The sequence below is a fragment of the Pseudonocardia sp. Cha107L01 genome, from assembly GCF_052566575.1.
Genome location: NZ_CP199579.1, coordinates 6,916,100 through 6,942,645, shown reverse-complemented (window position 1 = coordinate 6,942,645; position 26,546 = coordinate 6,916,100). Strand labels below are relative to the sequence as shown.

Annotated in this window: 25 protein-coding genes and 2 pseudogenes; 14 read left to right on the top strand and 13 right to left on the bottom strand. The window is 67.4% G+C overall.

What is annotated here, in order from left to right:
• Nucleotides 1-3 precede the first annotated feature (3 nt).
• Nucleotides 4-636, bottom strand: a complete 633-nt coding sequence (locus ACTXG6_RS32635) for a DUF47 domain-containing protein (RefSeq protein WP_445183254.1) — start codon at nt 634-636, stop codon at nt 4-6.
• The gene (locus ACTXG6_RS32630; protein WP_445183253.1) at nt 566-961 is read right to left on the bottom strand and encodes an ANTAR domain-containing protein; all 396 of its coding nucleotides are present in this window, start codon (nt 959-961) and stop codon (nt 566-568) included. Before ACTXG6_RS32630 ends, ACTXG6_RS32635 begins: the two co-directional genes overlap by 71 nt.
• On the opposite strand from ACTXG6_RS32630, the gene ACTXG6_RS32625 reads away from it, so the two are divergent.
• A complete protein-coding gene (locus tag ACTXG6_RS32625; RefSeq protein ID WP_445190339.1) occupies nt 923-1,249 on the top strand; it encodes a hypothetical protein in 327 nt (108 codons plus the stop codon). The genes ACTXG6_RS32630 and ACTXG6_RS32625 overlap by 39 nt on opposite strands.
• Before the next feature lie 47 nt (nt 1,250-1,296).
• Here ACTXG6_RS32625 and gcl read toward each other — a convergent pair whose 3' ends face one another.
• The 8 genes from gcl to ACTXG6_RS32585 form a co-directional block, all read right to left on the bottom strand.
• Nucleotides 1,297-3,072, bottom strand: a complete 1,776-nt coding sequence (gene gcl, locus ACTXG6_RS32620; RefSeq protein ID WP_445183252.1) for a glyoxylate carboligase — start codon at nt 3,070-3,072, stop codon at nt 1,297-1,299.
• Between the two features lie 34 nt (nt 3,073-3,106).
• Nucleotides 3,107-4,039, bottom strand: a complete 933-nt coding sequence (locus tag ACTXG6_RS32615) for an NAD(P)-dependent oxidoreductase (protein ID WP_445183251.1) — start codon at nt 4,037-4,039, stop codon at nt 3,107-3,109.
• Nucleotides 4,036-4,851, bottom strand: coding sequence for a hydroxypyruvate isomerase family protein (locus ACTXG6_RS32610; RefSeq protein ID WP_445183250.1), 816 nt, complete (start codon nt 4,849-4,851; stop codon nt 4,036-4,038). Before ACTXG6_RS32610 ends, ACTXG6_RS32615 begins: the two co-directional genes overlap by 4 nt.
• Nucleotides 4,852-4,913: 62 nt before the next feature.
• The gene (locus ACTXG6_RS32605; protein ID WP_445183249.1) at nt 4,914-5,678 is read right to left on the bottom strand and encodes a fumarylacetoacetate hydrolase family protein; all 765 of its coding nucleotides are present in this window, start codon (nt 5,676-5,678) and stop codon (nt 4,914-4,916) included.
• Between the two features lie 10 nt (nt 5,679-5,688).
• Nucleotides 5,689-8,652, bottom strand: coding sequence for an FAD-binding and (Fe-S)-binding domain-containing protein (locus ACTXG6_RS32600; protein ID WP_445183248.1), 2,964 nt, complete (start codon nt 8,650-8,652; stop codon nt 5,689-5,691).
• A 31-nt stretch (nt 8,653-8,683) separates the two neighbouring features.
• Nucleotides 8,684-9,850 carry a pyridoxal-phosphate-dependent aminotransferase family protein gene (locus tag ACTXG6_RS32595; protein ID WP_445183247.1) on the bottom strand — a complete coding sequence of 389 codons (1,167 nt, stop codon included), beginning with the start codon at nt 9,848-9,850 and terminating at the stop codon, nt 8,684-8,686.
• A 271-nt stretch (nt 9,851-10,121) separates the two neighbouring features.
• Nucleotides 10,122-10,895 (bottom strand): enoyl-CoA hydratase/isomerase family protein, encoded by a 774-nt coding sequence (locus tag ACTXG6_RS32590; RefSeq protein ID WP_445183246.1) that lies wholly within the window; start codon nt 10,893-10,895, stop codon nt 10,122-10,124.
• Nucleotides 10,896-10,912: 17 nt separating this feature from the next.
• Nucleotides 10,913-12,169 carry a CaiB/BaiF CoA transferase family protein gene (locus ACTXG6_RS32585; RefSeq protein WP_445183245.1) on the bottom strand — a complete coding sequence of 419 codons (1,257 nt, stop codon included), beginning with the start codon at nt 12,167-12,169 and terminating at the stop codon, nt 10,913-10,915.
• A gap of 150 nt (nt 12,170-12,319) precedes the next feature.
• Between ACTXG6_RS32585 and ACTXG6_RS32580 the strand changes: the two genes are divergently transcribed.
• The 5 genes and pseudogenes from ACTXG6_RS32580 (at nt 12,320) to ACTXG6_RS32560 (ending at nt 15,567) form a co-directional block, all read left to right on the top strand.
• On the top strand, nt 12,320-13,093 hold the full coding sequence (locus ACTXG6_RS32580) for a GntR family transcriptional regulator (RefSeq protein WP_445183244.1): 774 nt from the start codon (nt 12,320-12,322) through the stop codon (nt 13,091-13,093).
• Nucleotides 13,094-13,219: 126 nt separating this feature from the next.
• A complete protein-coding gene (locus ACTXG6_RS32575) occupies nt 13,220-14,554 on the top strand; it encodes an MFS transporter (RefSeq protein WP_445183243.1) in 1,335 nt (444 codons plus the stop codon).
• 291 nt (nt 14,555-14,845) lie between these two features.
• The gene (locus ACTXG6_RS32570) at nt 14,846-15,058 is read left to right on the top strand and encodes a hypothetical protein (RefSeq protein ID WP_445183242.1); all 213 of its coding nucleotides are present in this window, start codon (nt 14,846-14,848) and stop codon (nt 15,056-15,058) included.
• 84 nt (nt 15,059-15,142) lie between these two features.
• Nucleotides 15,143-15,271 (top strand): annotated as a pseudogene (locus ACTXG6_RS32565) (transposase); the annotation flags it as partial.
• Between the two features lie 23 nt (nt 15,272-15,294).
• A complete protein-coding gene (locus ACTXG6_RS32560) occupies nt 15,295-15,567 on the top strand; it encodes a hypothetical protein (protein ID WP_445190338.1) in 273 nt (90 codons plus the stop codon).
• A gap of 64 nt (nt 15,568-15,631) precedes the next feature.
• On the opposite strand, the gene ACTXG6_RS32555 is transcribed toward ACTXG6_RS32560, so the two are convergent.
• The gene (locus ACTXG6_RS32555) at nt 15,632-16,321 is read right to left on the bottom strand and encodes an integrase core domain-containing protein (RefSeq protein WP_445183241.1); all 690 of its coding nucleotides are present in this window, start codon (nt 16,319-16,321) and stop codon (nt 15,632-15,634) included.
• Here ACTXG6_RS32555 and ACTXG6_RS32550 point away from each other — a divergent pair.
• Nucleotides 16,275-16,923: pseudogene (locus tag ACTXG6_RS32550) on the top strand (thiamine pyrophosphate-dependent enzyme); the annotation flags it as partial. The gene ACTXG6_RS32555 and the pseudogene ACTXG6_RS32550 overlap by 47 nt on opposite strands.
• Here ACTXG6_RS32550 and ACTXG6_RS32545 read toward each other — a convergent pair.
• Both ACTXG6_RS32545 and ACTXG6_RS32540 read right to left on the bottom strand, forming a co-directional pair.
• Nucleotides 16,914-17,774, bottom strand: a complete 861-nt coding sequence (locus tag ACTXG6_RS32545) for an IclR family transcriptional regulator (protein WP_445183240.1) — start codon at nt 17,772-17,774, stop codon at nt 16,914-16,916. The pseudogene ACTXG6_RS32550 and the gene ACTXG6_RS32545 sit on opposite strands and share 10 nt — an antisense overlap.
• Before the next feature lie 30 nt (nt 17,775-17,804).
• Nucleotides 17,805-18,581: an HpcH/HpaI aldolase family protein gene (locus ACTXG6_RS32540; protein WP_445183239.1), complete on the bottom strand. Its 777-nt coding sequence runs from the start codon at nt 18,579-18,581 to the stop codon at nt 17,805-17,807.
• 195 nt (nt 18,582-18,776) lie between these two features.
• Between ACTXG6_RS32540 and ACTXG6_RS32535 the strand changes: the two genes are divergently transcribed.
• From ACTXG6_RS32535 to ACTXG6_RS32505, 7 genes are all read left to right on the top strand, one after another.
• Complete coding sequence (locus tag ACTXG6_RS32535; RefSeq protein WP_445183238.1) at nt 18,777-18,992, top strand: hypothetical protein; 216 nt, start codon at nt 18,777-18,779, stop codon at nt 18,990-18,992.
• Nucleotides 18,992-20,428 carry an aldehyde dehydrogenase family protein gene (locus tag ACTXG6_RS32530; RefSeq protein WP_445183237.1) on the top strand — a complete coding sequence of 479 codons (1,437 nt, stop codon included), beginning with the start codon at nt 18,992-18,994 and terminating at the stop codon, nt 20,426-20,428. The genes ACTXG6_RS32535 and ACTXG6_RS32530 overlap by 1 nt, the downstream gene beginning before the upstream one ends.
• Before the next feature lie 63 nt (nt 20,429-20,491).
• Nucleotides 20,492-22,471: a 3D-(3,5/4)-trihydroxycyclohexane-1,2-dione acylhydrolase (decyclizing) gene (iolD, locus tag ACTXG6_RS32525; protein WP_445183236.1), complete on the top strand. Its 1,980-nt coding sequence runs from the start codon at nt 20,492-20,494 to the stop codon at nt 22,469-22,471.
• Between the two features lie 52 nt (nt 22,472-22,523).
• Entirely contained in the window at nt 22,524-23,543 is a 1,020-nt protein-coding gene (locus ACTXG6_RS32520; RefSeq protein WP_445183235.1) for an NAD(P)-dependent oxidoreductase, read from the top strand.
• Between the two features lie 60 nt (nt 23,544-23,603).
• The gene (locus tag ACTXG6_RS32515; RefSeq protein WP_445183234.1) at nt 23,604-24,593 is read left to right on the top strand and encodes a substrate-binding domain-containing protein; all 990 of its coding nucleotides are present in this window, start codon (nt 23,604-23,606) and stop codon (nt 24,591-24,593) included.
• Between the two features lie 61 nt (nt 24,594-24,654).
• A complete protein-coding gene (locus ACTXG6_RS32510; RefSeq protein WP_445183233.1) occupies nt 24,655-25,710 on the top strand; it encodes an ABC transporter permease in 1,056 nt (351 codons plus the stop codon).
• A gap of 8 nt (nt 25,711-25,718) precedes the next feature.
• On the top strand, nt 25,719-26,534 hold the full coding sequence (locus ACTXG6_RS32505) for an ATP-binding cassette domain-containing protein (RefSeq protein WP_445183232.1): 816 nt from the start codon (nt 25,719-25,721) through the stop codon (nt 26,532-26,534).
• The last annotated feature ends 12 nt before the right edge of the window (nt 26,535-26,546 follow it).

Below are 26,546 nucleotides of genomic sequence, written 5' to 3'. Positions count from 1 at the left end.
GGGCTAGGTCTCCTTGACCGCGATGGCTTCGACGGTGTGCGCGACAGTTTCGAACGCGTCCGCGGCCTCTTCCAGGGCCTCCATTACCTCCTTTACCTTCAACGCGTCTTGTAGATCACCCACCGACGTGTGCGTCGAGCTCAACAGTTCACTGATCACGTCGCGATAGAGCTCGTCGGCCTCGTCCTCCAGAGTGTTGATCTCCGCGAAGTAGTCCCCCAGCTCCGACACCGTTGTCAGGCGACCCATCGCATCGGCCGTGCACCGGGCAGCTCGACACAACGTGTCGCACTGGGTGACGAGCCTGCTGGGCAGGGCCCCGATGCGGTACAGCACAATCCGATCGGCCGCCTCCTCGATCGCATCGATCACGTTGTCGAGCGAGGTGGCCAACCGATAGATGTCCTCGCGGTCGAACGGGGTCACAAAGGTCGAGTTGAGCTTCAACAGGACCTCACGGGTCAGCTCGTCCCCCCGTCGCTCCGCCTCCTTCACCCGCGTGGCCAACGCGGGACGCCCCTCCGGATGGGAAGCCATGAGCGCCGCCAGGTTGCCCGCCGCGGCCTCAATGTTCCGGCCAGCCTCGGCGAACAGCGGATAAAACCCGCGCTCGTGAGGCTTCAGTCGCAGAGACATGCCCGGACTCTCCATCCCATAGCTGCCGTCGGCTTCCCGCCCGTCCGGGCACGATACCTAGCCGCTGAAAACGAATGGTATGGACGCGGATTCCACGGTCACGAGTTGTCGGCGACCCTGTTCTCGCCGTGGCCGGTCGAGCTGAGCCTGGCCGGTCGCCACTGGGGAAACGGGTTGGGGTCTCCGACGCAGTGCAGGCCACGGGCATTGTTTGGGTTTCGGTGATCAGCCAGCGGGCGACCTCGACGATCTTGACGTTGGTTTCCTGCGACGTCCGGACCAGTAGTTGGAAGGCATGCAGGGTGGTGAGTCGGTCGCGTTGCATGAGGATGCCTTTGGCCTGCCCGAGCACGTCCCGGTTGACCAGCGCGGCGTTGAGGTGGTGTTCGCGGGTGGCCCCGGCGAGAGCGATCGCGGCGTGCTGGGCGACCAGCTCCGCCAGGATTTCCGCGTCCGGGGTGAAGACGTCGGGTTGGGCGGCGTAGAGGTTGAGCGCGCCCAGGGTCGCCGTGCCGAACCCCCAGATTCGTGCCGTTATCCTTTTTTGGTCTTTCTTTCGATGAACTTCGCCGTTCTTGGGCTCGTCGGATTAACGGCGTCGGGTCTCGAATAGCTCCGGGTCGGATCTCGGCACTTGCCGCGAGCTGCCGCACGGCCGTCTCAGTGCAGTGTCTCCGTCGTGGGCGTCGCCGTGATATCGGCGTCGGCGAGCGCCTCGAACTCCACGATGCCGTCGAGCTCGGTGCCCATAGCGATGTTCGTGACCCGTTCCAGGATGATCTCCACGACGACCGGCACCCGGTACTCGGCCATCAGTTTGCGTGCCTGCTCGAACGCGTCCGCGAGTGCGGCCGGCTCGCGCACCCGGATCGCTTTGCAACCCAACCCCTCCGCTACCTTGACGTGGTCCACGCCGTACTCCCCGAGCTCGGGCGAGTTGACGTTGCGGAACGCGAGCTCGACCTGGTAGTCCATGTCGAACGCGCGCTGTGCCTGGCGGATCAGGCCGAGGTAGGCGTTGTTCACCAGTACCTGGATGTAGGGCAGGTTGAACTGCGCGCCAACGGCCAGCTCCTCGATCATGAACTGGAAGTCGTAGTCGCCGGAGAGCGCGACCACGGTGGCGTTCGGTTCGGCGGCGCACACGCCCAACGCGGCCGGTACCGTCCAGCCCAGGGGACCGGCCTGGCCGCAGTTGATCCAGTGCCGCGGTCGGTAGACGTGCAGGAATTGTCCGCCCGCGATCTGCGAGAGCCCGATCGTGGACACGTAGCGCACGTCCGGTCCGAACGCCGCGTTCATCTCCTGGTAGACCCGCTGCGGCTTGACTGGGACGTCGTCGTAGTCGGTGCGCCGGTGCAGCGTTCGCTTGCGTTCGCCGCACTCGCTGACCCAGTCGCGCCGGTCAGGCAATGTGCCCGCGGCGCGGCGGTCCCGGGCGACCTCCAGCAGCTGCCGCAGGGCCGCGCGCGCGTCCGAGACGATCGAGTAGTCCGGGGCGAACACCCGACCGATCTGGGTCGGCTCGATGTCGACGTGGACGAACGTGCGGCCGCGGGTGTAGGTGTCCAGACCGCCGGTGTGCCGGTTGGCCCATCGGTTGCCGATACCGAGCACGAAGTCGGATTCCAGTAGCGTGGCGTTGCCGTAGCGGTGCGCGGTCTGCAGGCCCACCATGCCGGCCATGAGTCGGTGGTCGTCCGGGATCGAGCCCCAGCCCATGAGGGTCGGAACGACCGGTATGTCGAGCATCTCAGCGAGCTCGACGAGTTCCGCGCACCCGTCGGCGTTGACGATCCCGCCGCCGGCGACGATCAGCGGTCGCTCGGCCGAGGCCAGCATGTCCAGCGCCTTCTCGGCCTGGGCCCGGGTCGCGGCGGGCTTGTACACCGGCAGCGGCTGGTAGGTGTCGATGTCGAACTCGATCTCGGTCTGCTGCACGTCCAGTGGCAGGTCGATCAGCACCGGCCCGGGTCGCCCGGAGCGCATGAGGTGGAACGCCTGCTGGAAGGTGCCCGGGACCTGGGCCGGTTCCATCACGGTGGTCGCCGCTTTGGTCACGGTGCGGGCGATGGAGGTGATGTCGACGGCCTGGAAATCTTCCTTGTGCAGCTTCGCGACCGGGGCCTGCCCGGTGATGCACAGGATCGGGATCGAGTCGGCCCAGGCCGAGTACAGGCCGGTGATCATGTCGGTTCCGGCCGGGCCGGAGGTCCCGACACATACACCGATGTTCCCGGCCCGGGCGCGGGTGTAGCCCTCGGCCATGTGGGAGGCCCCCTCGACGTGGCGGGCCAGGATGTGCCGGATCCCACCGTGGGCCCGCATCGCGGAGTAGAAGGGGTTGATCGCGGCGCCGGGCAACCCGAAGGTCTGCGTGGCGCCCTCGCGCTCAAGGATCAGCACCGCGGCGTCGACCGCGCGCATACGTGCCATGACGGACCTCCAGAAATGTGAACGGTCGGGACGGTCAGGTGCGGCGGGTGCGGCCGGAGAGCTCCTCGACCAGCAGTCGCAACGCGGAGTGGTCCAACGAGCCGTGACCGCGGGCGCGCAGCGCGCCCATCAGTTGGGCTACGGCCGCGCCGAGTGGGATCGCGACCCCCGCCTCACGAGCCGCGGCGGTGACGATGCCCAGATCCTTGTGGTGCAGGTCCACCCGGAATCCGGGGGTGTACTCGCCGGCGATCATGCCGGCGGCCTTGCGGTCCAGGATCCGGTTACCGGCCAAGCCTCCGGCCAGCACCCGGACCGCGGCCTCGGCGTCCACACCGTGGGCGTCCAGGAAAACCAGGGCCTCGGCGACCAGCTCGATCGTCCCGGCGACGATCAGCTGGTTGGCCGCCTTCACGGTCTGCCCGGATCCGGCGGGGCCCACGTGCACGACGGTGGAGCCGACGGTGTCGAGTACCGGGCGGGCGGCTTCGACATCCGCCTCAGCACCACCGACCATGATCGACAAGCTGGCGTCGATCGCGCCCGCCTCGCCGCCGGAGACCGGGGCGTCGACGGCCCGGACCGCCCGCTCGCCGGCGGCCGCGGCCAGCCGCACGGCTACGTCAGGGCGGATCGTGCTGGTGTCGATCCAGAGGCCGCGCGGACGGATGTGCGCGAACACCCCGTCCCGGCCGAGGACAACGTCCTCGACATCCGGCGAGTCCGGCAACATGGTCAGCACCACATCGGCGCCGGCCACGGCGCTGGCCACGTCGCGGGCGGCGCGCCCGCCCCGCGCGACCAGCGCGTCGACCCTGACCCGGCCGCGGTTGTAGCCAATGACGTCGTAGCCGGCTTTGACCAGGTTGGCCGCCATCGGCCCGCCCATGATGCCGAGCCCGATCACGGCGACCGTCACGGTGCTGGCGGCGACCTGGGTGCTCCTGTCCTGCTCCTCGATGGTCATCGGTTCGTCCCGCCGGAGCCGCGCCGCTCGCGGGGCAACCAGCCGAACGGGTCTGGACCGTTGTCCTTGTATTCCAATCCGACCCGCCCGGAGTAGCCCGCGACCTGCAACGCGGTGAGCCAGTCCTGCAGCGGGAGCGTCCCAGTCCCCGGCGCGCCCCGGCCGGGAGCGTCGGCGATCTGCACGTGTGCGATCCGCGGGGCGTGCGCGGCGATCGCGTCCGGCACATTGTCACCGTTGACGGCCAGGTGGTAGAGATCGGCAAGCAGCCACGCGGTGTGCGGGGCCAGCGTGTCGAGCACCGCGACCGCGTCCGCGGCGGTGCGCAGGGGATAGCGGTGCACGCCGCTGACCGGTTCCAGCACGATCCGCCCGCCCAGCGGGGCGAGCGCCGCCGCGGCCAGTGCCAGGTTCTCCCGGGCCAGCTCGTCCTGGTGGACCGGATCGGCCCCGTCGATCCGATTGCCGTACAGGGCGTTGAACACCCGACAGTCCAGCCGCTTGCCGATTCCGGCCACCACGTCCAGGTTGTCCCGCAGTTCCTGTTCGCGGCCCGGCCAGGACACCAGCCCGCGGTCGCCGGCCGGCATGTTCCCGGCCGCGAGGTTGAGCCCGCTGAGCGCGACGCCGGCGTCCTCGATCGCCCGGGCGAACGCCTCCACCTCGGCATCACCGGGCACCGTGTCGGCGAACGGCCACCAGAACTCAACGGCATCGAACCCGGCCGCGCGGGCCGCGTCGGGCCGCTGCAGCACCGGGAGCTCGGTGAGCAGGATCGAGCAGTTCACGGCGTAGGACAGCGTGTGATCCATATCCGTTCCTTCCGTATTGTGGAATAACCTTTCCCACTGTTTCGAGAGTGCGATGGGACGAGTTAGGGGCGGGCAGCGACCGGATTACGCAGGGTGCCGATGCGCGAGATTTCGACGTCCACGACGTCGCCAGGGACCATTGGCCCGACGCCGCTCGGGCTCCCGGTGAGCAGCACGTCCCCGGGTTGCAGGGTGATCCAGCGAGTCACGTAGGCCAGCAGCTGTCCGACGCCGAAGACCATCTCTCGGGTTGGGGCCTTCTGTACCACCCGCCCGCCCAGGCGGGTGGTGAGCACGAGGTCGCCCGGATCGGGTATGTCGGTCTCGATCCACGGGCCCAGCGGGCAGAACGTGTCGGCGCTCTTCGCCCGGGCCCACTGTCCGTCCGAGCGCCAGTCGGCGGCGGTGACATCGTTCGCGCAGGTGTATCCGAGCACGAAGTCGTGGAAACGCTCCACCGGCACGTCGCGGGCCGTGCGCCCGATGACGACCGCGAGTTCGCCCTCGTACTCCAGGCGCGCCACCTCATGTGGTCGCAGCACCGGCTGTCCCGGACCGGCGACCGCGTTGGGCGCGATCAGGAACAGCGCTGGGTGCTCCGGCCACGGCAGTCCCTTCTCCGCAAGCTGGCCGGCGTAGTTGCTACCCGCGCAGACAATCGTCCTCGGCTCACACGGGGCGAGCAGCCTCACCTCGTCCAGGCGCGCGGCGACTGGGCCCGGCGCACCCCCACCGGGCCGCGGCTCCCGGACGACATCGCCGGACGGCGACGCCTCCAGGACGCCCTGGCCCACCACACCGTTCAGCTCGTAGCGCACGATCCGCATGTCGCGTCTTTCAGCCGCGGCCGGGCGAGGGAGCGCCGGCCAGCGCCTCGCGTACCAGCTCGACCGGGTGCCAGGCGGTCCGCCCGACGCCGTGGAAGATCTGCTGGCGGCAGGACACCCCGGTCGCCGCGATAATCGTGTCCGCGGGCTCGGCCGCCAGTAGGGGGAACAGCCGGTCCCGCCCGACCGTCATCGACGTCTCGTAATGCTCGGACTCGAACCCGAACGACCCCGCCATGCCGCAGCACCCGGCGTCGATCTCGACGACCTGCACACCCGGAATACGGCCCAGTAGTGCCATGGTCGCGGCCGTGCCCACTTCGGCCTTCTGATGGCAGTGGCCGTGAAACACCACCCGCCGCCCGGCCAACCAGGAGTTCTCGTCCAGGCGCAGCCGCCCGGCGTCGATCGCCTCCGCGAGCAGCTCCTCGACTTGGCGGACCCGGTCCTTCACCTCGTGCACGGCGGGGATGTCGGCGAGCAGCGCCGTCGTCTCGTCGCGCAGTGTGAACACGCACGACGGCTCGCAGCCGACGATGGGCGAGCCGGGTTCGGTGTCGCGGGCCAGCGACGTGACCAGCCCGCGCGCCTTCTTCTTCGCGTCGTCGAGCAGACCCTTGGACAGGCTGGACCGCCCGCAGCACCCGCCGCTGGCCAACTGCACCCGCCAGCCGGCGGACTCCAGCAGCTCGATCGCGGCTTTGCCGATGTGCGGCTCCGTGAAGGTGGTGAACGAGTCGGCGAGCCAGTTCACCGTGCCCATCGAAGTGCCCATCGACGCCCCGTGGGTACCCCGGCGGCGCGACCAGCGCACCACGTTGTCCCGGGTGAACTCGGGCAGTGGGCGCGCCGGGGCGATCCCCACCGCTCGGTCCAGCAGTGTGCGCAATACGCCGACCCGGCCGGGCAGGTTGGACAGTGGGGCCGTCGCCGAACCCAGTCGGTTGAGCGTGCGGATCGCACCGAAGACCCGCGAGCGCAGCGGCACGCCGTGCGCCTGGTGGTGGTGGTGCAGTGTCTCGGCCTTGAGCGAGGCCATGTCCACGCTCATCGGGCATTCGCTTTTGCACGCCTTGCACATCAGGCACAGGTCGAGGATTTCGTGCAGCCGCTCGCCGCCCAACGCCGCGGCCGGATCGGGCTCGGAGAGCGCCTTGACCAGCGCGTTGGCCCGGCCGCGGGTGGAGTGCTCTTCCTGTTTGGTGGCGATGTAGGACGGGCACATCACACCTACGGTCGACTTTCGGCACAGCCCGATGTTCATGCACCGGTCGGCCGCGCCCCGCATCCCGCCGACGACCTCGAACCGCAGCATCGTGGTGATCGGGCGCGCCGGGGGAAGAGCGTCGCGGTCGCGCAGGTTCTCCGTCATCGACGGCGCGTCCACGATCTTGCCGGGGTTCATCACGCCGTGCGGGTCGAACAGCACCTTGACCTTGCGCATCGCCTCGTACAGTTCCTCGCCGAAGATCTCGCGGTTGAACTCGCTGCGGGCCAGCCCGTCGCCGTGCTCGCTGGAGTTCACTCCGCCGTACTCCGCCACCAGATCCTTGATCTTCTCCGCGACCGTGCGCATCGTCGCGACCTGGGCCGGGTCAGTGAGGTCGATGAACGGACGAATGTGCAGGCAACCCACCGAGCAGTGACCGTAGAACCCGGCCTGCAACTGGTGCTCGTCGAGGATTTCCTTGAACCGTCGGGTGTACTCCGGTAGGTGCACCGGGTCCACCGCGGTGTCCTCCACGAACGCCAGCGGGCGGCGGGTGCCCTCGCCGGCGGCCATCAGCAGGCCCAGGCTGGACTTGCGCACCTTCAACAGCGCCGTCTGCTCGGCCGTGGTGACCGCGCGCAGCGTGTGGTATCCGTGCCCGTTGCGCTGCCACAGCGCGGCAACCCGGTCCAGCTTGGCGACCAGCTCATCCTCATCGTCACCGGTGAACGACACGAACAGCAACGCCTCCGGGTCCCCGACCAGATGATTGCCCAGGTCCGCGTACTCGATCTTCCGCCTGGACAGCTCGAGGATCGTTCGGTCCATTAACTCGACCTGGTGCGGCTCACACGACAGCGCGTCCGCGGTGGCCGAGATCGCCCCGTGCGTGGTCGCGAAGTGCCCGACGGCGTAGACGGTGCGGCCCGGCTTGGGCACCAGGTCAACCACCGCGCGGGTGACCACGACAAGCGTGCCCTCCGCGCCGACCACGAACTTGGCCAGGTCGAACGGGTTCGCCTCGCCGTAGCCGGCGAGGCGGTCCAGCCGGTATCCGCAGGCGCGCCGCCAGAACACCGGCATCCCGGCCGCGATCGCCTTCTCGTTCGCCGTGACCAACTCGGGTAGCTCCCGATAGATCCGGCCCTCGAGCGTGTCGGCCTGAGCTCGCCGACTCCGCTCGACATCGTCGACCGGCTCGAGCCGGGCCTGGGAGCCGTCGGCCAACACCACCTCGAGTGCGCGAACGTGGTCGATCGTCATGCCGTACGTCAGCGAACCGCTCCCGGCGGAGTTGTTACCGATCATCCCGCCGATCGTGGCCCGGTTACTGGTGGAGGTGTCCGGGCCGAATATCAACCCGTGCGCGGCGGCGGCCTGGTTCAGCTGGTCCTGCACCACCCCGACCTCGACCAGGGCGGTACGCCCTACCGGGTCGAGGTCCACGATGCGGTTCATATGTCGGGAGAAGTCCAGGACCAGGCCCGGGCCGACGGTCTGCCCGGCCAAGCTGGTGCCAGCGCCGCGCGGCACGATCGGCACGCCGAACCGTCCGGCCACTCCGACCGCCGCGGCCACGTCGTCGGCGTCGAGGGGGAACACCACCCCCCGCGGCATGATCGAGTACATGCTGGCATCCCGGGAGAAAAGGTGGCGGCTGTAGTCGTCGAACGCGACCTCGCCGCGCACCGCAACGCCCAAGGCACGCTCCAGGTCGGTGTCCGGGTCGGTGCGGGAGCCGGCTTCGGTGGTCTGTGCGGTCATCGCGGTCCTGTCCTCTCGGTGTGAACCGGGGTCACTCTGACTGAAGCCGTTCCAGCGCGGCATCGATCCCGGTGCGGTCCAGCGGGACCCCGGCCAGCGTCAGGCCCATCTGGACGCCGGCCAGCGTGCCGGCCAGGGTGAGGTCGTTGAACGCACCGAGGTGGCCGATCCGGAAGATCTTCCCCGCTAGTTTGCCGAGGCCAGCACCCAGCGACATGTCGAACCGGTCCAGGATGACTTCCCGCACCTTGTCCGCGTCCACCCCGTCGGGGACAAGCACCGCGGTCAGTGAGCCGGAGTGCTCCCGCTCGTCCAGACAAACCACCTCGAGACCCCAGCCCCGCACCGCGGCCCGGGTAGCCTCGGCATGGCGGGCATGGCGGGCGAACACATTCGGCAGGCCCTCCTCGTTCAGCAGCCGCAGAGCCTCCTTCAGCCCGTACATCAGGTTCGTATTGGGTGTGTAGGGAAAGAAGCCGCGCTGGTTCGCGGCGAGCATCGGACCCCAGTCCCAGAACGTCTTGGGCAGGGCCGCCGTCTTGGCCGCCTCCATGGCCTTCTCGCTGACCGCGTTGAAGCTCATGCCCGGCGGGAGCATGAGGCCCTTTTGTGAGCCGGCCACCGTGACGTCGACACCCCACTCGTCGTGCCGGTAGTCGATCGACCCGAGCGAGGAGATGGTGTCCACCAAAAGCAGGGCGGGGTGCCCTGCGGCGTCGATCGCGGCGCGCACGTCGGGCACCCGGCTGGTGACGCCGGTAGAGGTCTCGTTGTGCACCACGCACACGGCCTTGATCGCGTGCGCGGTATCAGCGGCCAGGGTGTCCGCGACGACCTCGGGGCTCGCCCCGTGCCGCCAGTCACCGGGCACGAAATCCACCTCGAGGCCAAAACCGCGAGCCATCTCCCGCCACAGCGTCGCGAAGTGCCCGGTTTCGAAGCCCAGTATCCGATCACCCGGGCTGAGCGTGTTGACCAGCGCCGCTTCCCAGGCCCCGGTACCGGTGGCCGGGTAGATCACGACCGGATTCGTTGTGCCGAACACCGGCTTCACACCTTGCAGTAACTCACGGCCGAGTTCGGCGAACTCCGGTCCGCGGTGGTCGATCACGGGCGCGGACATGGCACGCAAGATTGAGTCCGGCACGTTGGTCGGTCCGGGGATTTGCAGGAAATGACGGCCTGCCGCATAGCTCATCTGTGAGTCCTTTAACATTCGGCCCGCAGCGGGGATTTCTCATATTGTGGAGAACTCTCATCATGTGTGCAGCAGTGTGCCCATGGTCTCTCTCAAGGACTGTGTACCTCTCGACAGTCGATGTGATCAGTTTCATGATTTTTCGGATAGTTTCTTTCGGATAGTGAAATCGAAATGATTCGGCGGAATCCGGGCGTCACGGTCCATGCCTACATGCGCAGGTCGCGACAGGTGGGACAAGTCAACGCACGAGCAGTGGTCCGGCCGATACTCAGCGGCCCTGCCATTGCGGTTTCCGTTTGGCGACGAAGCTGTCAACTCCGTGGTGAAAGTCTTCGCTGCCATACACCGTGGCCACGATGTCGTCCCCGTCGGGAATGTTGGCTTGCCGCAACCGCCGAATGGCTTCCTTCGCCGCCCACATCGTCAACGGTGCGTTCGCGGCTAGACGGTCGACGATGTCGGTGGTACTTGCGTCAAGTTCAGCTTGATCACAAAGCGTCGTCACGAAACCGATGGCATGCATTTCCTCGGCGGTGAACAACCGTCCCAGCAGCAACATGTCCAGGGCGCGTCCCGGGCCCAAGTGGCCGACGATCAGCGAGTAAGTACTCATGGCCAAACAGTTGCCGAGCGTGCGGGCGATCGGGATGCCGAACCGTGCGGACCGTGTCGCGACGCGTATGTCGCACACGCCTGCCAACCCCAACCCTCCACCGACACAGAATCCGGAAACCGAGGCCACGGTCGGCACTCGCACCCTGGCCAACCGGTCCACGACGCGGGTGATCTTCTGCTCGTAGGCGGTTCCGTCCGCACCGGTGCGGAACTCGGCGAACTGGCCGATGTCCGTGCCGGCAACGAAGGCCGCGTCACCGGCACCGCGCAATACCATCACCCTGATGTCGGAGTCGGTGTCGGCGACCTCGCAAGCGGTGACGAGGTCTGCGTACATCTGCCAGGTCAAGGCGTTGCGGTGCTCGGGTCGATTGAAGGTCACCCGCAACGCGGTTCCGTCACGTTCGACCAGTAGCTGGTCTGACATCTGTGGCTTCTCCAGGGTCAAGCGGACGGGTCGGCGGCCAATCGGGGCACGTTCATGCTGGCAACGACCCCGGATGCGATCAGCTCATCGATCGCATCAGGCTCGAAGCCGAACTCGGCGAGCACAGCTTCGGTGTCCGCGCCGAGCAGTGGCCCCGCGGCGGCGCGGACCGCTGGCGTTGCGGAGAATCGCATCGGCGACCCGATCTGGCGCACCGCACCCATCACCGGATGCCGGGCATCCCAGAAGAACCCGCGCTGGGTCAGGTGTTGATCGTTGAAGACCTGTGCGGTGTCGGCGATGGGTGCGCACGGCACGCCACCGGATTCGAGCGCGGCGATCACGGCGTCGGTCGTCCACAGTGCGGTCACCGCCTCAATCGCGGGAATCAGCGTCTCGCGGTGTCGGTGCCGCTCGTGAGCATCCTGGTAGCGCGGATCATCGACCAGTTCCGCGAGACCAAGCGCGGAGCACAGACCGGTCCAGGTTGTCGGCGTGACCGCCCCCAGCGTCACCCAGCCATCGGCAGCGCGGATGGCCTGGTACGGCGCGGTCGCCTGATGCGCCGAGCCCAGCCGCTTTCCGGCCTCCCCGGTAGCGAAGTAACGGCCCGCCTCCCAGATTGTGAAAGACACACCCGACTCGAACAATGAAACGTCGACGTGCTGGCCGGTGCCGACCGATTCGCGGGCGCGCAGCGCAGCGAGCACCCCCATCGCCAGATACAGCCCGCACACCAGATCGCAGATCGGCACACCGATCTTGACCGGGTCGCCCTGCGGGTCGCCGGTGACGCTCATCAGCCCCGAACGAGCCTGCGCCATGATGTCCAATCCCGGCAGAGCCGCCAGTGGTCCATCCTGACCCCACCCGGATGCCGACACATAAATGATCCTCGGGTTGATTTCGCGAACGGTCTCGTAGTCGTAACCCAACTTCGCAAGCGCGCCCGGGCGCAGGTTCTCCACCAGGACGTCCACCGTCTTCAATAGCTGGGTCAGGACCCGCTTGCCCGGCGCCGTCTTGATGTCCAGCGCGATCGAGCGCTTGTTGCGGTTGAGACGGGCGAAGGTCGAGCTCTGCCCGGCCACGTAGGGCCCAATCATTCGGACAGGATCGCCACCGTCCGGATTCTCCACTTTGATCACATCAGCGCCGAGATCGGCGAGCTGCATCGTGCCGAAGGGAGCTGCCATGAACGCGCCGATCTCAAGGACACGAACTCCAGCCAGCGGTGCGTCTATCTCCCGCGCCTCGTCGGTGTCCTCGATCATCAACCTACCTCCATGAGAAGCACATCTCACCGCGTCTAGACTATTGTCTACAGGAGCGTGGTGAGCTTGACAACCACAGATGGTCCCGTTGAGTCAGCACCTGAGCACGGCCACAGACAGGTACGACAGCGCCAAGAATCGAGGTCGCCCGTGACCCACCCGCCGACGCCGGTGGCCGATCGCCGCCAGCGCACAGTCCAGGAATCGCGGCTCGTCCTGCCGCCCAGTCTCGTTGACGTCGCCGCGGGCCAACTTCGCCGCATGATCATCGCCGGCGAGCTGTTGCCCGGCGATCGCGTGGTGGAGAACCAGTTGACCCAGCAGCTCGGTATCAGCAGGCCGCCGCTGCGGGAGGCCCTGCGGGTACTTGAGCGGGAAGGGCTCATTCAGTCCGTGCCCCGCAAGGGTGCCATCGTCACCCCGCTGACGCTGCACGACGTCTACGAGATATTCACCCTGCGTAAGGAGCTCGAGTTGCTCGCGGTACGCCTTGGTATCCCGGTGCGCAATCCCGAACGACTCGACCGCTGCCGAGCCAGGCTCGAGCTCATGGCCGAGGCCGCCCGGTCCGGCGACCAGGCCACGTTCACCGAGTGCAGCTTCGAGTTCCACGTCGCCGTGATCGGACTCTCCGGCCACCAGCGCCTCGAGGCGGCCTACCGAACGTTGCAACTGCAGATGCTGCTGTGCATGACCCTCAACCACCGCGCCAGAGCAGACAGGGAAGACCTCGTCCAGAACGTCGGACGACATCGCAGACTGCTCGCGTTGATCGAGGTCGGTGATCGTGACCTGATCCTGCACGAGCTGACGCACCACGGCGACCGAACGTTCCTCGACGACATCGAGTCCACGTTGGACGGACACACAGATGTCGCTCTCTCCTGGCTCGCACAGGTGCGCCAGGACGACGAGGGCAGGTAAGCCGGAGCGGGCGCTCCCACGCGTCAAGGCTTGCATACGGACTATTGACTTCTGTAGACAAGTGGTACTTACATGGCATGTCGTGGGCCGACGATGCTCGGCTAGCACCTACGAGGAGGTAGGCACGTGACGCGCGCAGATGCCTGGAGACGCCTGTCCGGAATGAAGCGATGGACGTTGATCCTGCCGATCATCGTCTTCATCTACGTCATCGCTTACATCGACCGCACGAACATCAGCTTTGCGCTTCCGCACCTCAAGCAGGACATGGGCCTCACGGGTTCCCAGCAAGGCTTCGTGAGCGGTGTTTTCTTCTTCGGTTATCTGCTGCTCCAGGTTCCCGGCGGTTACATGGCCGAGCGGTGGAGCGCCAAAAACTGGATCGCAATCCTGATGGTGCTCTGGTCTGCCTGCGCCATCTTTTCGGGCCTTACGCACACCTACTCCGAACTTGTGCTGGCCCGCTTCCTGCTTGGCGTCGCGGAGGGCGGCGTGCAGCCGGCGCTGATGACTACGATCAGGTCCTGGTTCCCCTTTTCCGAACGTGGCCGAGCGTACGCGATCTTCAAGCTATATACCCCGATATCATCACTTGTCGCAGCGCCGTTATCTGGTGTGATCTTGACGCACGGCACGTGGCGCGACCTGTTCATCATTCAGGGCGCCGTACCGCTAATCCTCGGGATCGTCGCCTGGCTCGCCGTCATGCGGGATACGCCAGCGAAAGCGAAATGGCTGTCGGCCGCCGAACGCACTCATATAGAGAGCGCCAGGTTACGAGAAGGCGAGCCTCTTCAGCACCGAGGGACTTTTCGGGCCGCTTTCACCAGCCCCATCGTCTGGATGTTCGCCCTCATATACACCCTCACTCAACTAGGCCTGCTGGGACTCACAATATGGCTGCCCACCCTGCTCAAACAATCGTTCCACACCGATTTGGACGTGGGTCTCGCCGCCATGCTGCCAGCAATCGGCTCCGCCGTAGCGATCTTCCTGGTCGGCCGATCCGCGGACAGGCACGGAAGGCATATCACCCACATCGCCGTCACGTTGGCCGTCGGAGCCGTCGTACTAGGCGCCGCCGGCTTCCTCTCAGCCAATCACAGATGGCTGGTACTAGCCGCCATGGTCGTGGCCACCGCCGCCTCCATTGCCTGGTACGGACCTTTCTGGGCCATGGTCACCAAGCTCATGCCGGTAGCCGCTGCCAGCGCCGGAATCGGCATCGTCAATGGCGTCGGCAATCTCGGAGGTTTCATTGGACCCTACATTGGCGGTGTGCTGAGCGATCTCAGTGGAGGGTATGTACTCACCCAACTATTCTTCGGATTGATATTCGCCGTGGCTGCCCTGCTCGTCATTTCCCTCAGGCGGAGAATGCGTGAAGCCGAGAGCGAAGGCCGCGATCCCTTGTCAGCAGTTTCAACCGATTCGGCCGCAGTAGGTACAACCGAACGCTGAGACCGAACACCGACCGATATGGGCAGCATGACCTCTGATGCGCTGTTGATCATTGTCTATAGGTCGTGAACGGGCCAGCCTGATTCCAAACGAGAAAACGGTGATAGCTGTGGTGATTGCGGGGATGGTTGTGATTCTGGGGACGGCTGCGCTCCCGGCGCCGACGGGTCCTGCGCCGGGGTAGCTGACCGATTCGTGACCGCTGACTTGGTAGGTCTCACGCGCATCCCTAGATGGGGTCAAGTTGTCCGCGTTGGCTAACCTCTCGCCTACCCGTTGGCGTTGTGCGCCGTGGGGGCCTTCGCGGTCGCGGCCCTTCTGGAGCAGCGCAGTGCTGGCCAGGTGCCGAATGCTCGGGGGCTGGCACCCCGACAGCTCGCCGGGTTCGTGCGGGCAACCCTGCGTCACCCATGGTGGCTGGCTGGGATGGCGTGCAGCGCGATCGGGTTCGCCCTGCACGCGTTGGCGCTGCACACCAGCGCGCTTGACCTTCCCTCGGTTTGACGGACTCCGTGACATTCCCCCCGGTTTCACGGACACGGCTGTTGAGAGACTGCGATTCGACGGTTGCCGAACGAGACGCTCGTCGTGCCCAAGCCTTACCCGCCGGAGTTCCGTCGCCGTGCTCTTGATCTGCTCAGCTCGGGACGCACGGTCCGCGACGTTGCCGCCTCGCTGGGGATCGCGGAATCGTGCCTGCATCGTTGGAAGTCCCAGGACCTGACCGATCGTGGCCTGAAGTGCCCGAGTCCTGGAGCCGTCGAGTCCGCGCACTCGCCGCGGCGCAACGACGGATCGCTGAACTCGAAGACGAAGTCAAGATCCTGCGTAAAGCGGCCGCCGCGGTCGAGGAGGTGGTGCCCCCAAAAGTGCGCTACCGCCTCGTCGCCGAACTCGCGGCTGAGGGCATTCTCGTCAAGCAGGCGTGCCTCGCGCTCGGGTCTCGCGGTCCGGGTACTACGACGCCCGAGTTCGGCCGCCATCCGCACGCGCGATCCGACACGCGTGGCTGACCGACCAGATCGGAGCAGTGCACGAGGCTTCCCGACAGTGTGGGTGCCCGAAACCCTGTCCACGTCATGCCGCCTGCTGGTATTCGTGGAGGAGGCCGCCGATGCGGTCGTGTCGTTGGATCTTGCGGATGTCGGTCGGTGCATGGTGGGGGAGCGGCCGTAACGGAGCAGCCTGCCCCAGGGTGCGGTGTGGACGGTGATCGTTGTAGTGGCATTCGAACTTGCGCAGCAGGGTTGCGGTGTGTCGTTGGTTCGTGATCAGAATCCGATTGAGGAGTTCGCGGCGGATGGTGCCGACGAAGCGCTCGGCGTTCGCGTTCGCTCGTGGCGCCCGCGCCTGCGTCTTGATGATCGTGACGTCGGTGGCTTTGAATACGGCGTCGAAGGCGGAGGCGAACTTGCTGTCACGGTCACGGATGAGGAACCGGAAGTGTCGGTGGGCGTTGTCGAGGTCCATGAACAAGTTGCGGGCCAACTGCGTGAGCCAGGCTCCGGTCGGATGGGCGGTGACGCCGAGGATGTGGACTCGGCGGGTGGCGTGCTCGATGACGAAGAACGCGTAGAGCCGGTGCAGTGTGATCGTGTCGAGGTGGAACAGGTCGCAGGCCATGATGGCCTGGGCCTGCGCGTGGAGGAACTGGGTCCAGGTCGGTGCGGGCCGCCGCGCTGATGGGTCGATGCCCGCCGAGTGCAGGATCTTCCAGACGGTCGCGCGGATCCTCGACGAGGTCGCCGCCGACGACGCGGTGTTCACCGTGGACACCGGCATGTGCAACGTCTGGGCGGCCCGTTACCTCACCCCCAACGGGCGGCGCCGGGTGATCGGCTCCTTCCTGCACGGCTCGATGGCCAACGCGCTGCCCCACGCGATCGGGGCCCAGCTGGCCCGTGGCGCTGCACCAGTTGCCGGTCAAGATCGTGCTGTTCAACAACTCCGCGTTGGGCATGATCAAGCTGGAGATGATGGTCGACGGGCTGCCCAGCTACGAGACCGACCATCCCCCAGTCAACTACGCCGCGATCGCCGACGCCGCCGGCATCTACGCGGTGCGGGTGGAGCAACCCGCCGACATCCGCGCCGGTCTCAAGGACGGCCTGGCCCACCCCGGCCCCGCGCTGATCGAGCTGGTCACCGACCCCAACGCCCTGTCCGTGCCGCCGCACATCACCGGCGAACAGGTCCGGGGATTCGCGCTGGCCGCCTCGAAGACCGTGCTGGCCGGCGGCGTCGGGCAGATGCTCAAGATGGCCCGGGCCAACATTCGCAACATCCCAAGGCCATCCACCGCGCGCGCGGCGCCGGATCGATCTTGGCCCCGGGTCTCGCCGGGCAGGGAAGGTAGAGGTCAGGCGTAGAGACTGCCGACCGCGCGGCCGACCGCGATGTCGGCGCGGGAGCTGTCGCCGAGCTGGTGGCGGCTTGTCACCTCGGCGGAGTGCAGTCGCTTCGCCTCGAGCAGAAGTGACGCGAACTCTTCGTGTATCTGCTGGAAACGGGCGTGGTCGGTCGAGACGCTGATCGCGACGGAGTCCGCGTCGGGTCCGTTGACGGGGAAGGCGACAGCGACGCAGCAGCGTCCGGCAACGGTCTCTCCGTCCTCGATGGTGTATCCGCGAAGCCGAGCCTGGCGCAGGTCAGCCAGCAGGGTGTCCATCGTGGTGAGCGAGGCCGGGGTGAGCGCACGGAGCTCGCTACTCGGGCGGGCGTAGAGCTCGCGCACCTGGCCGTCGGAGAGCTGGGCGAGCAGAGCCTTGCCGACCGCGGTGGCGCTAGCGGGGAGCTGCTTGCCGACCTGCGAGACCGAGAAGACCGACCGCTCGCCTTCCTCGCGGGCCAGGTAGAGGACCTTGTCGCCCTGAAGTGTCGCGAGGCTGGCGGTCTCCGCGGTCTGGTCGGCGAGGCGGCGCAGGGTCCGCTGGACCGACTGCAGGAACGGCACCGACTGGGCGTAGGACCCGCCAAGCTCGATCACGCCAACGCCCAGGGAGTAGGCGGCGCTGCTGGATCCGCGCACCTGCTGCTCCTGAACCAGGCCGCGCTGGCCCAGCTCGACGAGCACCCGGTAGACCAGCGACCGGGTGGCGCCGGTGTGTTCGGCCAGCTGCGAGGCGGTGAGCGGCGTGCGGCTACGGGCGAGCGCGACCAGGACGTCGGCGGCGCAGCCCGCCGCGGGGGCCTTGTAGCGTGACTCGCCCTGTCCAGCCATTCGGTGGCCCTCCTCGTTCGACGATCGCGGTCATCGGTGCGCCTGTAGTCCGTTCGCTTCCCTGACCTGGTCGACGCTGTCCTGGGCCCCCTTCGCGAGGAACGTCGAGTCCGACGCGATCGCCACGAAGCTGAACCCGTTCGCCAGGCACTGGTTCGCATTGTCCACGGTCGCGGCCAGGATCCCCGCCCGGATGCTGTTGGCCTTGGCGGCGGTGACGACCGCCTCAAGGGCGGACAGGTACTCCGGTGAGGTGAACTGACCCGGCAGGCCGAGGGCGGAGCTGAGGTCTCGCGGGCCCACGAAGAGGACGTCGACCCCGGGGACAGCGGCGATCTCGTCGACGTTGTGCAGCGCTTCAGTGGTCTCGATCTGCACGATGCAGACGGTCGCATCGTTCGCGGTCAGCAGGGTTCCCGGACGCAGTCCGAACCCGGCCGCGGAGTGGTAGGTGGCCACACCGCGGTCACCCTCAGGTGGGTAGCGCAGGTGGCGGACCGCCTCGCGGACCTCGGTCGCGGTGTTGAGTCGGGGGAACATGACTCCCGCCGCGCCGAGGTCGAGGACGCGGCCGCACCGGATCCGCTCCGCGCTCTCCACCCGGACCACGCTCGGGGCTCCGTGCGCGGCGGCGGCACGGACCTGCCCGGCCATGTCCTTCTCATCGCCCGCGCCGTGCTCGAGGTCCACGAGGAGCCAGTCGAACCCGCCCACGGCGCAGGCCTCGGCGGTCATGGCGGAGCCGAGGGACAGGAAGGTCCCCAGACTGGCGTGATCGGCCTCGATGACCGCCCGCATGTTCTTCATCGCGTAGTACCCGGCTTCCTCACTGAGTCGACATCCAGCCTGTCTAATCAAATATGAACACACAAACGGTATCTGAGATCTCTGAACTCTGGCAAGACTCGACCGTCGATTCAACCTGGACTGTTGACATGACCTTTCGGTGCTTCTACGGTTTTGACAGATGAACATACAGTTCATATTTGAGCAGGAGACGATGTGGCACCGAAGCTGCTGACCGACGCCGACTGGGCCGCCGAGCTGCTGACGCTCACCGGCTTCGATGCGGTGATCACGAATTCGACCGACCGTGTCCTGCTGCTGGCCGGCCACAGCACCTGGCGAGAGCGCGAGATGCGGTCGTGGATGGTGCACCCGGCCCGCGCAGGTGCGCAGGCTTTGCGTATCGCTATATCGGTTGAGGAGGCGTCCTGATGATCGCGGAGCTGTTGATTGGCGGGCAGTGGAGGGCCAGTCGGTCGGGCCGGGTCGAGGAGGTGCGGTCGCCTTTCGACGGTTGTGTCGTGGGGACCGTGCCCATCGCGGCTGTCGAGGACATCGAGGCGGCGATGGAGGCCGCCGAGCGCGGAGCCGCGACCTGGCGCCGGACCCCGGCACACGAACGGATGCAGATCTTGCACCGGGCAGCCGAACTCGCTGACGAGCGCTCGGCGGTTATCGCTCGCACCATCAGTGCGGAGAACGGCAAAACGATCACCGAGGCGACCGTCGAGGCAAGCCGATCTGGCGATCTCATCCGGCTGTCGGCGTTCGAGGGCACCCAACTCTACGGTCAGACGCTTCCGCTGGACGCCAACCGGGGAACCGGCTTCGACAAGATCGGATTCACCGTTCGCCAGCCGGTCGGGATCGTTGTCGCTATCACTCCCTTCAACTACCCCGCACTGCTCGTGCTGCACAAGATCGCTCCCGCGCTGGCCGCCGGCAACGCCGTGATCGTCAAGCCGGCTCGCGCTACGCCCCTTACCGCGTTGGCGTTGGCCGCTTGTTTTGTCGACGCTGGCCTGCCTGACGGCGTGTTGTCGGTGCTGACGGGTCCTGGTGGGGAGCTCGGTGACCTCTTGGTTTCCGACTCGCGGGTCCGCAAGGTGTCTTTCACCGGCTCCACGGGGGTCGGGGCGCGCATCGCGGCCCGGGCCGGAGTGAAGAAGCTGTCACTGGAGCTCGGCGCCTCCTGCCCGGTGATCGTCATGCCGGACGCCGACATCGAACTCGCGTCCAGCGCAGTCGCGGCCGGCGGTTTCGCCAACGCAGGCCAGGTCTGCATCTCGGTGCAGCGAGTGATCACCCATCCCGCGATCAATGGCGACTTCCTCGACGCGCTGGTCCCGAAGGTCAAGACCATCCGCACCGGCGACCCGGCCTCGGCCGAGACGTCGATGGGCACGATCATCTCGACCTCCGAGGCCGAGCGGGTCGAGAGGGCGATCGCCGCGGCCGCTCGGAACGGGGCCCGGATCCTCACCGGCGGAGAGCGCAACGGCAGCGTCGTCGAGCCGACGGTCGTGGCAGATGTCGACCCGGCATCACCGTTCAGCCAGGACGAGCTGTTCGGCCCGGCTGTCGCCGTGAGCACGGCCGCCGATTGGGAATCTGCCATCACACAGGCCAACGGGACCGCATTCGGGCTGGCCGCGGGGCTGTTCACCGCCGACGTCGCCGGGGCGATCCGCGCGATGCGAGAGATCGACGCGGGCAACATCCACATCAACTGGACCCCGCTGTGGCGCGCGGACCTCATGCCCTACGGCGGCCTGAAGGCAAGCGGCATCGGCAAGGAGGGACCGCGTTCGGCGGTCGCCGAGATGACCGAGGAGAAGACCGTCGTCCTGCACGGCCGGCCCTGGTAGCGCCATCCCATCAGACGAGCGGTTCGCGCCCTGACGCCCCGACCGCTGGAGAAGAGCACAACGATGAGCAACAGCCGCACCGGCACCACGGTCCGCCTGACGGTCGCCCAGGCCGTCATCACCTACCTCGCCAAGCAGTACACCGTCGCCGATGGACAGCGCCGTCGGCTCATCCCCGCCACGCTCGGAATCTTCGGCCACGGCAACGTCGCCGGTCTGGGCCAGGCCCTGGACCAGCTCAGCGACCTCATGCCGTTCGTCCAGGGCCGCAACGAGCAATCGCTGGTACACCTCGGATCCGGCTACGCGAAGGCCATGCGACGGCGCGCGACGCTGGCGATCACGGCATCCATCGGTCCAGGCGCACTGAACATGGTGACTGGCGCGGCTCTGGCGACGGTGAACCGGCTGCCAGTGCTGCTGCTGCCCGGCGACACCTACGCCAGCCGCAGGCAGGGCCCTGTACTGCAGCAACTGCAGCACCCCATCGAGGCCGACACCACGGTCAACGACGCGTTCCGGCCGGTGTCGCGTTTCTTCGACCGCATCAACCGCCCCGAGCAGCTGCTCACCGCGCTTCCCTCGGCGATGCGTGTGCTGACGGACCCGGTGGACACCGGCGCGGTGGTGCTGTCATTGCCGCAGGACATCCAGTCCCACGCCTTCGATTTCCCGGCCGAGCTGTTCGACGAGCGGGACTGGCTCATCCGCCGCCCGCCGCCGGACGCGGAGGAGATCAACGCGGTGGCCCGGATGCTCACCGAGGCGCGCAGGCCGATCATCATCGCCGGCGGTGGTGTCGTCTACTCCGACGCCACGGAGGAGCTGGAGGACCTTGCGGCCACGGCCGGTATTCCGGTCCTCGAAACGATGGCCGGCAAGGGCGCGGTGCAACAGCGCGGGTGGTGGCAGATCGGCGGCATCGGGCTCGAAGGCACACCGGCCAACAATGATCTGGTGCGTGCGGCCGACTTCGTGCTGACCGTCGGGTCCCGGCTGACGGACTTCGCGACCGCCTCGCAGTCGTTGTTCGAGAACCCCGATGTTCGGTTCGCCGCGATCAACGTCAACGCCCACGACGCCAACCGACTCGGCGCCACCGCCGTCGTCGGGGACGCCAAACGCGCGCTGGGTGCTCTGGCGGCCGTTGTGCGGAGCGCCGGTGTCAGCAGCCCGCCCGAATGGCAGGAGACAGTGCGCGCCGCGACGGCCGAATGGGCGCCGATGCGCGCCGCCGCCCTCGACCCGGAGACGCTGTTCGACATCTCCTCGGTACCGGCCGACAACGACGTGGTGCCGGCCACCGACGCGATCCTCACCCAGGGCCAGGTCATCGGGCTGCTCCAGGAGCACGCGCGCCCCGGCGACACCATCGTCGCGGCTGCCGGCGGGCCGCCCGGCGACCTGCAGAAGGTCTGGGACGCCACCGAAGGCCGGCACTGCCACCTCGAGTTCGGTTTCTCCTGCATGGGCTATGAGATCCCGGCCGGCATCGGGGTCCGCCTCGCCGACCCGGACCCCGACAAACGCGTGGTCGTGTTCATCGGCGACGGGACCTTCCTGATGTCACCCACCGAGCTAGTCACCGCCGCACTCGAAAGCCTGGCCGTCACGGTGGTGATCCCGGAGAACCACGGCTACCAGGTCATCCACCGCCTGCAGATGGGCCGACATGGCCGCGAATTCGGCAACGAGTTCCGCTACCGGTCCGGGCGCCTGGATCTGGCGGGGGAGAAGGCCGCCGAGCACCAGCCTCGACTGGACGGCGACTACCTCGACGTCGATCTCGTCGAGGTCGCCAGCGGCCTGGGTGCACGCGCAATCCGCGCGAAGACAGCCGACGAGGTCCGGACCGCGCTCGAGCAGACCCGCCAGCACCAGGGCCCGGTTGTGATCGTCGTCCCGGTCATCCCGCACGTCGACCTACCGGGCGCGGGCGCCTGGTGGGACGTCGCCCCATCCGAGGTGTCAGAGGACGGGACCGTCCAGCGGCTCCGCGGCGAGTACGAGGCCGGGCTGGGCAAACAGCTCTGGCTCGGCTGATCCGTACCGCCGTCCACGCAACTGCTCATTCACAATCCGAGGAAGGCCGAAGATGGCTGTGACCGAGAACGGATCGTCCCGCGGCCTGATGAGCGCGGAGACCCTCCCGCCGGGCACCGAGGCCGGCCGGGCGGTGGTGGTCGGTCTCGGCCTTGTCGACCCGTCGCTGGTTGCCGGAGTTCTCGGCGGCGGGATCGACTTCGTGCCCGTCCCGTCGGACGCTGACCTCGCGGTAGCGGTAGGAGCGATCGTCCGAGCAGACGTCACCGTGGACGCCGAGCTCCTCGACCGGGCCCCCCGGCTGCGGGTGTTGGCCCGGACCGGCGTCGGCACCGACCTCGTCGATCTGGCCGCGGCCAGCGCGCGTGGCATCGCTGTCGTGATCACCCCGGGCAGCGGGACCCGCGCCGTCGCCGAAGGTGTGCTCGCACATGCGCTTCACCTGGTGAAACGGCTCACGCCGATGACCGCGCTGGTCCGCGAAGCCCGTTGGGCCGATCGGGCACGCACCGCGGTTGGCTCGATCGGGGACCTGGACGGGGCGACGATGGGCATCGTCGGCTACGGCCGGATCGGGCGGCGGGTCGGTGAACTGGCCCGCGCCTTCGGGATGCGAGTGCTTGCCCACGATCCGTTCGTCGCGCCGCCGCCCGACGTCGACTGCCCGGACCTGGCCGAGCTCGCCGCCGCAAGCCACGTACTGACCCTGCACGCACCCCTGACCGAGGACAACTACCACCTGGTTGCCGCCGAGTTCATCGGCCGGATGCGACCCGGCGCGATCCTGATCAACTGCGGCCGCGGTGCACTGGTGGACCTCGATGCCGTCCTGGCCGCGCTGGAGTCCGGCCAGCTGGCCGGGGCCGGGATCGACGTTTTCGAGTCGGAGCCGCCACAGCACCATCCGCTGTTCGACCACCCGCACGTCTCGCTCACACCGCACGTGATGGGACTGACCCGACGCGCGACCGCGGCGACCTTCGCCGACGCCGCGCAAGGCGTGCTCGACGTGCTCGCCGGCCGCAGCCCGGCCGCGGTGGCGAACCCTCCGACCACCCCCCATTTCCCCTGACGCATCACCGAAACGGCAATCCCCAGCTGAGAGCAGGGGACATGAGAAGGGAACTGCTCGATGAGGAGTAACCGAACGCTGGTACGCGTGCTGGCCGTGGCGGCCACGCTCGCGGTTGCCGTGACAGGGTGCAGCAGCAAAGGTGGCGCCCAACCGCAGGCCGGCGGTTCAGCCGGCGGCGGCGCCACCGCGCAGCATTACACGATTGCGATGGTCACCCACGAGCAGGCCGGTGACACGTTCTGGGACAAGATCCGGGCCGGTGCGCAGGACGCGGCCAAGAGCCTGAACGTTGATCTGAAGTACTCGAACAACGAGAACGGCCCTGAGCAGGCGACGCTCGTGCAGAACGCCATCGACAGCAAGGTGGACGGTCTCGCGGTCACCCTGTCGAACGCCGACGCCGTCATCCCGGTCGCCAAGAAGGCCGCCGATGCAGGTATCCCGGTCGTGGTGTTCAACCAGGGATTCGACCAGTACAAGCAGGCCGGCGCGAAGATGTACTTCGGGTCGGACGAGGACCTCGCCGGGCAGAGCATCGGCCAGCGCATCAAGACCGACAACGGCGGCAAAGCGCTCTGCGTCATCCAGGCGCAGGGCTCGGTGGCACTGGAGACGCGCTGCGCCGGGGTGAAGAAGACCTTCCCGAACACCGAGAACCTGTATGTCAACGGCGCCGACAAGCCGGCCGAACAGGCCTCCATCGGCGCGAAGCTGCAAGAGGACAAGTCGATCACCCACGTCGTCACGCTCGGCGCCGGTGACGCGCTGGCCGCGCTGAACGCCAAGAACGACGCGGGCAGCACCGCCAAGATCGTCACATTCGACCTGAACCCGGACGCTGCCAAGGCGATCAAGGACGGCACGATCGTTTTCTCGGTCGACCAACAGCCGTACGTGCAGGGTTACATGGCCGTCACGGCGCTGTGGCTGAACCTGACCAACGGCAACGACCTGGGTGGCGGCAAGCCGGTGCTGACCGGTCCGTCCTTCGTCGACTCCACCAACATCGACCAGATCCTGCCCTACACCGCGAACAACAAGCGCTGACGCGCACCCGGGGGGAGTCGATGTGCCGGCTCCCCCCACCCGCCCAACCCTGGAGCACTCCATGAGCGCACCCGTTGCCACCCAGCCACCCCGAGCTCCGCAGGAGCCGCCGCGCGCGACGCGGTCGCTCACCGCGCGCGTGCTCACCCGTCCGGAGATCGGCGCCGTCGCGGCCGCAATCGCGATCTTCATCTTCTTCTTCGCCGTCGCTGCGCCGTTCCGCACGCTGCCGGCGTTCTCGACCGTCCTCTACGCGAGCTCGACGATCGGCATCGTCGCGGTCGGCGTGTGCCTGCTGATGATCGGCGGGGAGTTCGACCTCTCCTCCGGCGTCTCGGTGGTCACCTCGGCGTTGGCCTGCGCGATGGTCTCCTTCCAGCTCAGCCTGAACATCTGGGTGGGCGTGGTGGTCAGCCTGCTCATCGCGCTGGCCATCGGGTTCTTCAACGGCTACATGGTCGTCCGGACCGGGATCCCGAGCTTCCTGATCACTCTGTCCACGTTCTTCATGCTGCGCGGCATCAACCTGGGCGTCACCAAGGCGATCACCGGCACGGTGGCCACCCCGAACGTCTCCCAGCTCGACGGCTTCGCCCTGGGCAAGGTCATCTTCGCCGGGGACATCCCGCTCGGTTTCATCACCGTGAAGGTCACTGTGCTGTGGTGGATCCTGTTCACCGCCATCGCCACCTGGATCCTGCTGCGCACCCGGGTGGGCAACTGGATCTTCGCCTCCGGCGGCAACCCGGCCAGCGCCCGCGCGGTCGGCGTCCCGGTGAACAAGGTCAAGATCGGGTTGTTCATGGGCGTCGCGTTCGTGTGCTGGTTCTACGGCATGCACCTGATGTTCAACTTCAGCTCGGTGCAGTCCGGCCTGGGCATCGGCAACGAGTTCATCTACATCATCGCCGTGGTGGTGGGCGGCGCACTGCTCACCGGCGGCTACGGATCGGCCATCGGCGCGGCGGTGGGCGCCTTCATCTTCGGCATGACCACCCAGGGCATCGTCTTCGCCGGCTTCGACCCGAACTGGTTCTACACCTTCCTCGGCGCAATGCTGCTGCTGGCCGTACTCGTCAACCTCTACGTCAAGAACTACGCCCTCACCCGGAAGTAGGCCACGCCATGACCGACACGATCGCCGATCACGCGGCACGGGATCTGAAAGCTGGCACGCCACTGGTCGAGATGGAGAACGTGGGCAAGGCCTACGGCGCCATCCGCGCCCTGGAGGGCATCAACCTCACCGTCAACGCCGGCGAGGTGGCCTGCGTGCTGGGCGACAACGGGGCCGGGAAGTCCACCCTGATCAAGATCATCTCGGGGCTGCACCCGCACACCGAAGGCATGCTCAAGGTGGACGGCCAGGAAGCGCACTTCGGCTCGCCCCGCGCGTCACTCGACCACGGCATCGCCACGGTCTACCAGGACCTCGCCGTGGTCGCGCTGATGGAGGTGTGGCGCAACTTCTTCCTCGGCTCGGAGATCCGCAAGGGCAAATACCCCCTTGCCCCGCTGGACATCAAGGCGATGAGGGAGGTCGCCGACGCCGAGCTGAAGAAGATGGGCATCACCGTCAAGGACATCAACCAGCCGATCGGCACGCTGTCCGGCGGGCAGCGCCAGTGCGTGGCCATCGCCCGGGCGGTCTACTTCGGCGCGCGGGTACTGATCCTGGACGAGCCGACCGCCGCGCTCGGGGTCAAGCAGTCCGGCGTAGTGCTCAAGTACACCGCCGCCGCGCGCGACGCCGGGCTGGGCGTCGTGTTCATCACCCACAACCCGCACCACGCGTTCATGGTCGGCGACCACTTCATCATCCTGAAGCTGGGCCGCCGGGTACTGGACAAGAAGCGCTCCGAGGTCACCCTCGAGGAACTGACCACCGAGATGGCCGGGGGCCAGGAGCTCGCCGAGCTGACCCACGAACTCAAGCGCTGACACCCGGAAGGA

Coding starts and splice junctions, on each gene's coding strand:
- ACTXG6_RS32635 (WP_445183254.1), bottom strand. CDS start 636: ATGTCTCTGCGACTGAAGCCTCACGAGCGCGGGTTTTATCCGCTGTTC.
- ACTXG6_RS32630 (WP_445183253.1), bottom strand. CDS start 961: ATGCAACGCGACCGACTCACCACCCTGCATGCCTTCCAACTACTGGTC.
- gcl (WP_445183252.1), bottom strand. CDS start 3,072: ATGGCACGTATGCGCGCGGTCGACGCCGCGGTGCTGATCCTTGAGCGC.
- ACTXG6_RS32615 (WP_445183251.1), bottom strand. CDS start 4,039: ATGACCATCGAGGAGCAGGACAGGAGCACCCAGGTCGCCGCCAGCACC.
- ACTXG6_RS32610 (WP_445183250.1), bottom strand. CDS start 4,851: ATGGATCACACGCTGTCCTACGCCGTGAACTGCTCGATCCTGCTCACC.
- ACTXG6_RS32605 (WP_445183249.1), bottom strand. CDS start 5,678: ATGCGGATCGTGCGCTACGAGCTGAACGGTGTGGTGGGCCAGGGCGTC.
- ACTXG6_RS32600 (WP_445183248.1), bottom strand. CDS start 8,652: ATGACCGCACAGACCACCGAAGCCGGCTCCCGCACCGACCCGGACACC.
- ACTXG6_RS32595 (WP_445183247.1), bottom strand. CDS start 9,850: ATGAGCTATGCGGCAGGCCGTCATTTCCTGCAAATCCCCGGACCGACC.
- ACTXG6_RS32590 (WP_445183246.1), bottom strand. CDS start 10,895: ATGTCAGACCAGCTACTGGTCGAACGTGACGGAACCGCGTTGCGGGTG.
- ACTXG6_RS32585 (WP_445183245.1), bottom strand. CDS start 12,169: ATGATCGAGGACACCGACGAGGCGCGGGAGATAGACGCACCGCTGGCT.
- ACTXG6_RS32545 (WP_445183240.1), bottom strand. CDS start 17,774: ATGGCTGGACAGGGCGAGTCACGCTACAAGGCCCCCGCGGCGGGCTGC.
- ACTXG6_RS32540 (WP_445183239.1), bottom strand. CDS start 18,581: ATGAAGAACATGCGGGCGGTCATCGAGGCCGATCACGCCAGTCTGGGG.
- ACTXG6_RS32530 (WP_445183237.1), top strand. CDS start 18,992: ATGATCGCGGAGCTGTTGATTGGCGGGCAGTGGAGGGCCAGTCGGTCG.
- iolD (WP_445183236.1), top strand. CDS start 20,492: ATGAGCAACAGCCGCACCGGCACCACGGTCCGCCTGACGGTCGCCCAG.
- ACTXG6_RS32520 (WP_445183235.1), top strand. CDS start 22,524: ATGGCTGTGACCGAGAACGGATCGTCCCGCGGCCTGATGAGCGCGGAG.
- ACTXG6_RS32515 (WP_445183234.1), top strand. CDS start 23,604: ATGAGGAGTAACCGAACGCTGGTACGCGTGCTGGCCGTGGCGGCCACG.
- ACTXG6_RS32510 (WP_445183233.1), top strand. CDS start 24,655: ATGAGCGCACCCGTTGCCACCCAGCCACCCCGAGCTCCGCAGGAGCCG.
- ACTXG6_RS32505 (WP_445183232.1), top strand. CDS start 25,719: ATGACCGACACGATCGCCGATCACGCGGCACGGGATCTGAAAGCTGGC.